This window comes from Myxococcus sp. AM009, from assembly GCF_013372605.1.
Taxonomy (GTDB): Bacteria; Myxococcota; Myxococcia; order Myxococcales; family Myxococcaceae; genus Myxococcus; species Myxococcus vastator.
In genome coordinates this window covers 21326-29569 of the sequence record NZ_JABXEP010000106.1, presented here as the reverse complement: position 1 = coordinate 29569, position 8244 = coordinate 21326, and the positions used below count along the sequence as shown (strand labels likewise).

Here is an 8244-nt window from a genome sequence, read left to right as displayed (position 1 = left end):
CGGTGGCTATGTCGGAGGGGTTCCACCCGTTCCCATCCCGAACACGGAAGTTAAGCCCTCCAGAGCCGATGGTACTTCGCGGGAAACCGCGCGGGAGAGTAGGTCGCTGCCGGATTCTTTTTGAGAAGCCCCCGGTGTCCCTCGTGGACACCAGGGGTTTTCTGTTTTTGGGCCGCTTGGGTTTCGCGCGTCACGTTTGAGATCGAGCGCGCGCTCTACCGCTTCGTCCCCGTTCCTTGAGCTCGCGCGGCCACCGTCACACGGGGACTTCGAGGTTCATGGACAGGCCCGCGTCGAACTCGGGCGCTTGCCGGAGCTGCTCCAGGACAATGCGGGTGCAGTGGAGCGTGACGAGGGGCGTCGTCCCCGGTTCGCTGATCCACCGGACCGCGTCCATCAGGTGGTGGGCTTTCAGGAACGAGAGCACGGCATCCCAGAAGCGGCGTCCCTCGTCGAGCGCGGTCTGGTAGGTGGTCCGGCGGTTCGGGGCCGATGCCGGGATGGCTTCGGCTCCACGCTTCTTGCGCGGCAAGGGCCGGTACGGCGCGGCGCTCTGCCGGGGCATGACGATGGCTTCAATCCACATCGCGTCACCCTCCACACTCCCGGTCCTCGGGTGGGTCTGGGGATTATCGGACATGGCGCGTGCAGGTTGCGCCCCCCTTCAGCTCGCACTCGAGGGTGGGGCCCGCTCGCCCCCATGGCATGCGTTGCCTGTCTCGGGGCTCACGGCTCGCTCGCACTTCAGGCGTGACAGAGAGCGCACGTCTGCTTGCTTGCTGGGTGTGCGCTACGCCAACTGCCTGAACTTCCAAGAGCGCAGGTCTGACAACGCGGCGGAGGGCTCCGGGCGGCCTGCCGTCCGTGCAGCCACATCCTACCTTGTGAGGCATGAAGGCATCTCGTCGGCAGCTCCCCGTCTATGTGCCGCCGCGGACGGTCTGGGTCGTCGGAACGCAGGTCCTGCTGCTCATCTTGTTCTGGTCCGTGCTCCGGGCGCTGTACCCCGTGCTCACGCTCCTGGCGGTCGTGCTGCTGCTCTCCATCGCACTGAGCCCCCTGGTGCGCCGGCTGACGCAGTGGGGGCTTCCTCGCGGCGCAGGTGTGGCCATCGTGGCGCTGGCGCTGTTGGGGATGATGGGCATCCTGGTGGGCTCGTTGGTGCCCATGCTCATCCACCAGCTTCAGGGCCTGGCCCAGTCGATGCCCGCCACGATTGAACGGCTCGCGCAGTCGCACTGGGTGGAGGAACTGGGCGCGCGTTATGGCGTACAGGTCCAGGCGGAGGACCTCATCCGCTTCGAGCCGACGGACGTCGCGGGCCGCATCATCAACGTTCTGTCGTCGACGCTGGGCCTGGTGGCGGGTGGCATCACCGTGGTGGTCCTCACGGTGTTCAGTCTGCTGTTCGGTGAAGACCTCTACGAGAGCGCCCTTCAGTGGGTGTCGCCGCGCCGCCAGCCTCGCGTGCGGCTGCTCGTGTCCCGGATGCGCAAGGCCGTCGCCAACTACCTGGCGGGGACCCTGCTGGTGATGACCATTGGCGGCACGGTCGCCGGCACCATGGCGCTCATCCAGGGCGTGCCGTACTTCCTGCCGCTGGGATTGATGGTGATGCTGATGGGCGTCATCCCCTACCTGGGAAGCATCATCAGCGCGGTGCTGGTGGGCCTCATCACCCTGGCCACCGTGGGCCTCAAGAACGCGCTCATCGCGGTGGCCGTCTTCATTGTGTACCAGCAGATTGAGGCAAACGTGCTGAGCCCCATGATTCAGCGGCGGGCGATCAAGATGAACCCGCTGCTCATCTCCATCGTGGTGCTCTGTGGTGGCGCACTGGCGGGGCTGACGGGCGTGGTCCTGGCGGTACCGCTGGCCGCCGCGGCGCAGGTGCTGGTGCATGAGGTGCTGGGGCTTCGCCAGGAGGCGTGGCAGCGCGGCCATCGGATGGAGGCCACGAAGCGGGAGCCGGGTCGAGGCGCGGTGGAGGAAGGGTTGCTCTTCGCGGGCCCCATGGCGGGACCTCGTCCGACGGCGCCGCCGAGCCCAGAGCCCCCGGCGCCGCCGAGCCCAGAGCCCCCGGCGCACTGAGCGCGAGAGCAGAAGGGCCTCCGGACATGGCGCCGGAGGCCCTTCGCGTTCATTTCGCCGTCACGCCGGGTGACGAGGGGCGTTCATCAACGGGCCGCCTGCGTCGAGCGCCCCTGCACGCTGCGCGACTTCTCCGGCGCCGAGGAGGCCACCGCGGCCGCCACGCCGAAGACGAGGTCGTCGCGGTCATTGTAGCTGCCGGAGGTGCACGCGCTCACGGTGCCGCCATACCGGAACTGCGCGCGGATGGCGTGGGTGCCCGGGGTGGAGCCCAGGTTGAACGTGTGAGTGAACGTCCGTGAGCCGCTCGTGCAGGTCATGTTCGTGGTCAGCGCCGTCCACGAAGGCGCCGAGGCGTTGGTGGTGTAGTACAGGTCGAAGCGGTCCGAGCTCCCCCAGCACCACACCGTCACCTCGGCCGTCACCTGCTTGCCGACGGTGAAGGCGCCATGGTCCACCGTGCGGATGCTCACCCGTTCAACGCTCTCATCGCTGCGGTAGGTGCCGGAGTTTCCGTCCGCGCAGGAGGCGTTGATGGTGTTGGGCTGGTTGGGTTCGGTGCCGCTGGGCATGGTGCCGCGGCCGGCGACGAGCGTCGGCCCGGTGTCGCATCCGCACACGTTGCCGCAGGACGGCGCCCGCAGCGTGGCGTTGTAGGTGGCGGGCACCGGCGTGCAGATGTTGGTGGTCGTGAAGCTGCTCACGGCGCTGTAGGCGCTGGTGCCGCAGGAGTCGGCCGCGCGCGCGCGCCAGTAGTACGGGGTGCTGCTGCTCAGCGCCGGCGTCACCGTCCACGCGCTGGAAGTCAGCGCGTTGGCGCTGGCCACCACGTTGGTGAAGGCCGCGTCGGTGGCCACCTGCACCTGGTAGGTGGCGGCGCTGGGGACGTCGCTCCAGTCGAGCGCCGCGGACGTGGCGACGCCGGTGGCGCCGTTGGCGGGGCTGCTCAGCGTGGGCGCCGCCAGGGCGACGCAGCCGCGCGTGGTGAAGGTGGACCCCGCGGACCACGTGCCCACGCCGCCGCACGAGTTGCTCGCGCGCACGCGCCAGTAGAACTGGGTGCTGGTGGCCAGGGCTGGCGACACCGTCCAGGTGCTGGCCGACAGGGCGCTGGCGCTGGCCACCACGTTGGTGAAGGCCGCGTCGGTGGCCACCTGCACCTCGTACGTGGAGGCGCCCGTCACGTCGTTCCAGTCCAGCACCGCGGACAGCTCCACGCCGGAGGCGCCGCCGGAGGGCGCGGCGAGCACGGCCGTGCCAGGAGCGGCGCAGACAGGCGTGGCGCAGGTGCACGCGCTGGCGGCGCCGTAGCACGCGTTGGAGGACGCTGGGACGATGGAGTAGCAGTACTGTCTGCCGTTGGCGACCTCGCCGTCCATGTAGGTGGTGCCGGTGACGGTGGCGACCTTCGCCTTGCCGAAGTCGCAACCCGCGAAGCCCTCCGTCTTCATCACCCAGTACTGGCTGGCGCCCGCGGACGCGTCCCAGCTCAGGCTCACCTGGCCGTCACCCGGGGTGGCGGTGGTGTTGGCGGGCGCCGCGGAGGGGCCGGCGGCGCAGCCGCTGTTCGTCACCGTCGGCGTGGAGCAGGCGATGCGGTGCCGGTTGTACGCCGCGTAGATGGCGGACATGTGCGGCGTGCCGTTGGCCAGGTTGCCGTCGTCGTCGTCCGCCGCCAGCCACTGCATGTAGCCGTTGGTGGCGCCACAGCCGTCTGACGTGCCCGCCGAGCAGTTGCAGGCGTGCCACGTGCCCACGTTGCCGCTACCCTGGTAGAACGTCTTGTTGCCCACGATGAAGGCGGTGTTGGAGTCGTAGTTGAACGGCGGCGCCGTCAAGTCCCGCGTGACGAAGTCCCAGGCCGCCTGCCGCACGGGCGAGGCCGCGCAGTGGACCTGGCGGCTGCACGGGCCGGAGCCGGAGCTGCACATGGGGCACACGAAGTTCTGCGGCGTGGCGGGGATGTTGGGCACGCTGGCGGCCCAGTCGGCGTCACGCACGCCGGAGCACTTGGTGTTGCACCACGACGTGCCGGAGACCTGCGCCTCTTGCTGGTTGTAGCCCGTGCCGTCCGGCGTCAGGCCGCAGCCGGTGTTGACCGTCTGAAAGAAGCCGTAGCCCACACAGGACGTCTGCAGGCGGTAGATGGCCGCGATGTCCGCGTAGCCCTCCGACGAGTTGCTGAGCGAGCCGTTGGCGTCGAAGTCGTCGATGCCGTGGCCCCACTCGTGGTCGAACACGGCGCCAATCTCACCGGTGTTCCGGCAGCCGCCGCCGCTCCGGTAGAAGTTCACCGAGGAGCCGTTCCAGAAGGCGTTGCAGGTGCTGTTGATGTTGACGTTGGAGAGCAGCTGGCCCTGGAGCCAAGTGTTGGTGGGTAGCCACCCACGGGCCTGCTCGGCCAGCTTGTTCAGCTCGTAGAAGCTGGAGCGGGATGCGGCGGTGTTGCCCGGCGACGTGCCCGGAGGCACGGTGCAGTCGTGGTTGTTGTTCACCCCGCCCAGGTTGAGGTTGCCCGTGGTGGAGCTGACGTTGATGGCGCCGCACGAGTCGCTGATGCGAACGTACTTGCCAGCCAGCGTGGTGGTGACGGTGCCGGAGCTGTAGTTGACGATGCCCGCGCCATCCGTGAAGTTGTTGGGCGCCGCCAGCCCGGTGTTGGCCCATGGCATGGGCGAGTCGGGCTGCATGGTGCCGCACGTCTCGTTGGAGGTGCAGGTGCCGATGTTGGTGGACGGATAGATGCCGCCCTTCATCTGCGCGTCGAAGTAGTGGTTGTCATCCTCGACGGCGAGCACCTCGCCGGTGTGGGCGTCCACCGTCGACTTCCAGCGCTGGTCCCCGCCCGCCTCGGAGAAGCCGTAGGTGTACACGAGCCGGTGCTCGTAGCCGGTGCCGACGGCGCCGTTGAAGGACTCGCCCTGGAGCGCCACGGGGGCAATCTCCAGCGTGGGCTGCTGCCACAGCATCTGGGGACTGGTGTTCAGTCCCACGAAGCCGTTGCCGGACACCAGCGCATCCTGCGGCGCAAGCCGGGGGCGGGTGTCGATGCGCACGTTGGCCCAGGCCTCGGTGCCGATGAGGATGAGGTTGCCGTGGCTGATGGTGGCCGCGATGCGTCCATGGCGCACGGGGACGCCGTTGACCTGCTGGGAGATGTGGACCTGGATGAGGTCGTCGTTGATGCGCGTCACCCGGGGGCTGCCCATCTGCATCAGGTCGACGTTGAACGCGGCCTGGTTGTCCGCGATGAACTTGAAGATGAGGTCACCGACGGCGGCCTCGTCCACGTCCGCGATGGAGCGGCCGATGGACTCACGGACCTCGTCCATGGTGACTTTGTTGTTGAAGCCGTCGCCAGGGATGAGGGGGATGGTGCCTTGCACCGCAGTGGGTGTTCCCGTGCGCGGGTCGACGTAGACGTTGAACTCACGTCCATTGCGTTTGAAGAAGTCATCCCACGCGTCGCCGCCGAGCGAGTTCATCCGCTGGCGGGCCTGCTGCAACGGCAGGTTCTGGATGGGCAGGTACAGCTCTGGCTTGAAGAAGGCCTTGTCGGCGACGGCGCTCTGTCCCTTGTCAGGTGGCTTGAATGCCCAGGCGGAGGTGGATAGGAGCAGGACGAGACATGCTGCTGACACCCGTGTGTGGCGCATGCGTTTCTCCTCTGCGGAACCGCGAGGCACATGTCCTCGCGGCGGCTCCTGCACGGAGCTCGTCAACGCCCATATCGGGTGCGAAAATAAATCTGAATACGTGGGATTCCGTTCGCTATTCCCGAGGAGGGTTTTGAAGGAATAACGGGCCTTAGCAGTGTTCACTGTTGGCGTGTCTGGCGTTCGAAGCGCTGTGCGCAGGACGGGTCCGTATCCCGTCGGATTGAAGTTTTTCATGAGAGCGCGAGGCGACTTCAGTCTGGCCAGATGCGCACCCAGTCATCCTGGATGAGCTTGCCGCTGGCGCGGTCGGTGGTCCCGCTGGCCATGAAGCGCCGGGGCGCGGCCAGCGCGAGGATGCCGGCCTCCACCCAGAAGAAGAGCAGCGCGGCGGCGGCGACGGCGGGCAGCCGCGTGGCCCATTTCCGTGCGGAGACGCGAGTGGCGACCACCATAAGCGGGAGCAGCAGCAGTGGGATGAGCGCGGGAAAGACGGCGAGCAGGCCGCGCGTGTAGCCGAAGAAGGCGACGGTGATGAGGGCCCGGTGCAGCAGCACCGCGGTGAAGAGCGCGAAGCCGCGCCATGCGGGAAGCAAGGACAGCGCGGCGCCCGCGAGCAGCAGCAGCGTGAGCGGCCACTTCATCCATGCGCGCTCCGGCACAAAGACGTCCACAGGGGCCCGGTCGCCGCTCAAGCCCGCGGGCAGGTTGGAGGCCCCCAACCCCAGCCGGAAGCCATCCAGCCAGCGGTCCAGCTTGGCCACCCACAGGCGCGCCGCGTCCGCCGGGTAATCCCTCATCCACGCGAGCCCCTCCGCGTAGCCGTGCAGCAGCAGGTGTCGCTGGGCGGCGTTGGCCACGTCCAGGAAGCCCTCCTGGCCCATCTGGTTGACGCTGTCAGGGGTGAAGCCTCCCGTGGCCGCGGCGTGGTTCGCCATGGCGAAGTTGATGGGGCCGTACACGGTGATGGGGGCCAGCACGGGCAGCGGCTCCAAATGCGGCGTCCGGGCGTTGAGCTCGCGCAGCGCGCGCGCGTTGTGGATTGCCCAGGGGGCCAGCACGACGGCGGTGACGACCAGGGCCGCGCCCCAGCGCAGGGCCAGGGTCCGTCGGGGCGTGGCGCCTCGGTAGAGCCAGGCCCAGGCGAGGAGGAAGGGCCAGAGGTACAGGTGTTCGGCGCGGGTGAGCGAGCCCAGGCCCATGACGGCGCCCAGCAGCACGGCGCCCGTCCACGAGGGGCCCGCGCGGTGCTGGAGCATCAGCGCGCAGGTGGCCGAGAGGAAGAGGACGTAGAGCACTTCATTGCTGTACGTGGTGGACAGCACCAGCCAGCCGAAGCTGCACGCGAACAGGGCGGCGCCCAGCATACTCCAGCCGGTGCCCAACACCTTGCGCCACCACCACCCCGTGAAGGCGACGGTGCCCGCGTTCAGCAGCGCCAGCGCGAGCTTGTACGGATAGGCGCTGCCCTGCGGTGGGCCCAGTACGCGGTAGAGCAGCCCCAGGAGCCACGGGAACAGGGGCGGGTGGTAGGGCAGGGTGACGGGCCCGGTGTGCCCCCGCGCGAGGTCGGCGGCGTAGGCGTGGAAGAAGCGCGCGTCACCGTAGAAGAAGATGGAGAAGGGCCAGGTCCGGTCGGGCGACGCCTGCAGGTAGAGCCAGCGCAATAGCAGGCTGAGGCTGAAGGTCGCGGCGGCGCCCAGGGCCACCGGGTGCCGCCGACACAGCTCGCTCACAGCGGTGAAGCACCTGCGCATGCCACCCCCCGGACGCGTTGCCCGCCACCTTAGCCAGGCGCGAGCACGGCGGCCAGGCGGCGCTCAGCTCCGCAGGGGCGGCTTGCCCTGGTGCGCCACCAGCAGGTCATGCATGTCGTTGGCGTGCTCTTCCTCCTTGGCGAGGATGTCCTCCATCATCCGGCGTGTCGTCGGGTCATGGTTGGCGAAGTAGCGAACCAGCTCCTGGTACGTCTGGATGGCGATGCGCTCGGCGATGAGGTTCTCCTTGATCATGTCCACCAGGTTCTGCCCCTCGGCATACTGGCTGGCGCTGCGGGACAGCAGGCCTTCGGGGTTGAAGTCCGCCTTGCCACCGAGCTGGTTGATGCGCTCGGCGATGCGGAGCGCGTGCTCCTGCTCCTCTCGGGCGTGCTCTCCAAACTCGTCCTTCACGGACTCGCTCTGGATGCCGACCGCGGCGATGTAGTGGTAGGTGTAGCGCAGCACGCACACGATCTCCGTCGCCAGCGCGTCGTTGAGCAGTTTGATGGTGGCGTTGACGTCGCCCTCGTAGTCCTCGGTGATGGCGCCTTCCTCCAGGTGCTCCCGGGCGCGGCGGCGAATCTCGGTGATGTCCGTGAGGAAGGGCTGCTGGACTTCGGCCATGGTGGTCCCCCTGTTCTGGGCTTCGCGCAAAGGTAGGAAGGGCGAGCCGCGAGAAAGCCACCCACGGGAGGAACAGTCCGCCACCACGCCCCGGGGGCGGGCGAGGGCGCGGG

General features: G+C 68.5%; 5 protein-coding genes and 1 rRNA gene. 2 read left to right on the top strand and 4 right to left on the bottom strand.

Going from position 1 to position 8244, the window contains the following annotated elements; genetic code table 11:
• Positions 1–115: ribosomal RNA gene (gene rrf / locus HV824_RS23975) — 5S ribosomal RNA — on the top strand; the annotation flags it as partial.
• A 141-nt stretch (positions 116–256) separates the two neighbouring features.
• On the opposite strand, the gene HV824_RS23970 is transcribed toward rrf, so the two are convergent.
• Positions 257–586: a hypothetical protein gene (locus tag HV824_RS23970; protein ID WP_176418673.1), complete on the bottom strand. Its 330-nt coding sequence runs from the start codon at positions 584–586 to the stop codon at positions 257–259.
• A 305-nt stretch (positions 587–891) separates the two neighbouring features.
• Here HV824_RS23970 and HV824_RS23965 point away from each other — a divergent pair, with 305 nt between their 5' ends.
• Positions 892–2091: an AI-2E family transporter gene (locus HV824_RS23965; RefSeq protein WP_176418672.1), complete on the top strand. Its 1200-nt coding sequence runs from the start codon at positions 892–894 to the stop codon at positions 2089–2091.
• An 86-nt stretch (positions 2092–2177) separates the two neighbouring features.
• Here HV824_RS23965 and HV824_RS23960 read toward each other — a convergent pair whose 3' ends face one another.
• The 3 genes from HV824_RS23960 to HV824_RS23950 all read right to left on the bottom strand — a co-directional run bounded on the left by HV824_RS23960 (position 2178) and on the right by HV824_RS23950 (position 8131).
• Complete coding sequence (locus tag HV824_RS23960; RefSeq protein WP_176424311.1) at positions 2178–5747, bottom strand: PepSY domain-containing protein; 3570 nt, start codon at positions 5745–5747, stop codon at positions 2178–2180.
• Positions 5748–6001: 254 nt separating this feature from the next.
• Positions 6002–7504: a glycosyltransferase family 39 protein gene (locus HV824_RS23955; protein ID WP_176424310.1), complete on the bottom strand. Its 1503-nt coding sequence runs from the start codon at positions 7502–7504 to the stop codon at positions 6002–6004.
• Positions 7505–7567: 63 nt separating this feature from the next.
• The gene (locus HV824_RS23950) at positions 7568–8131 is read right to left on the bottom strand and encodes a bacterioferritin (RefSeq protein ID WP_176418669.1); all 564 of its coding nucleotides are present in this window, start codon (positions 8129–8131) and stop codon (positions 7568–7570) included.
• Between the last annotated feature and the right edge of the window lie 113 nt (positions 8132–8244).

Excerpts from the sequence above, each read along its gene's own strand:
- HV824_RS23970 (WP_176418673.1), bottom strand. The coding sequence starts at position 586 with ATGTGGATTGAAGCCATCGTCATGCCCCGGCAGAGCGCCGCGCCGTAC.
- HV824_RS23965 (WP_176418672.1), top strand. The coding sequence starts at position 892 with ATGAAGGCATCTCGTCGGCAGCTCCCCGTCTATGTGCCGCCGCGGACG.
- HV824_RS23960 (WP_176424311.1), bottom strand. The coding sequence starts at position 5,747 with ATGCGCCACACACGGGTGTCAGCAGCATGTCTCGTCCTGCTCCTATCC.
- HV824_RS23955 (WP_176424310.1), bottom strand. The coding sequence starts at position 7,504 with ATGCGCAGGTGCTTCACCGCTGTGAGCGAGCTGTGTCGGCGGCACCCG.
- HV824_RS23950 (WP_176418669.1), bottom strand. The coding sequence starts at position 8,131 with ATGGCCGAAGTCCAGCAGCCCTTCCTCACGGACATCACCGAGATTCGC.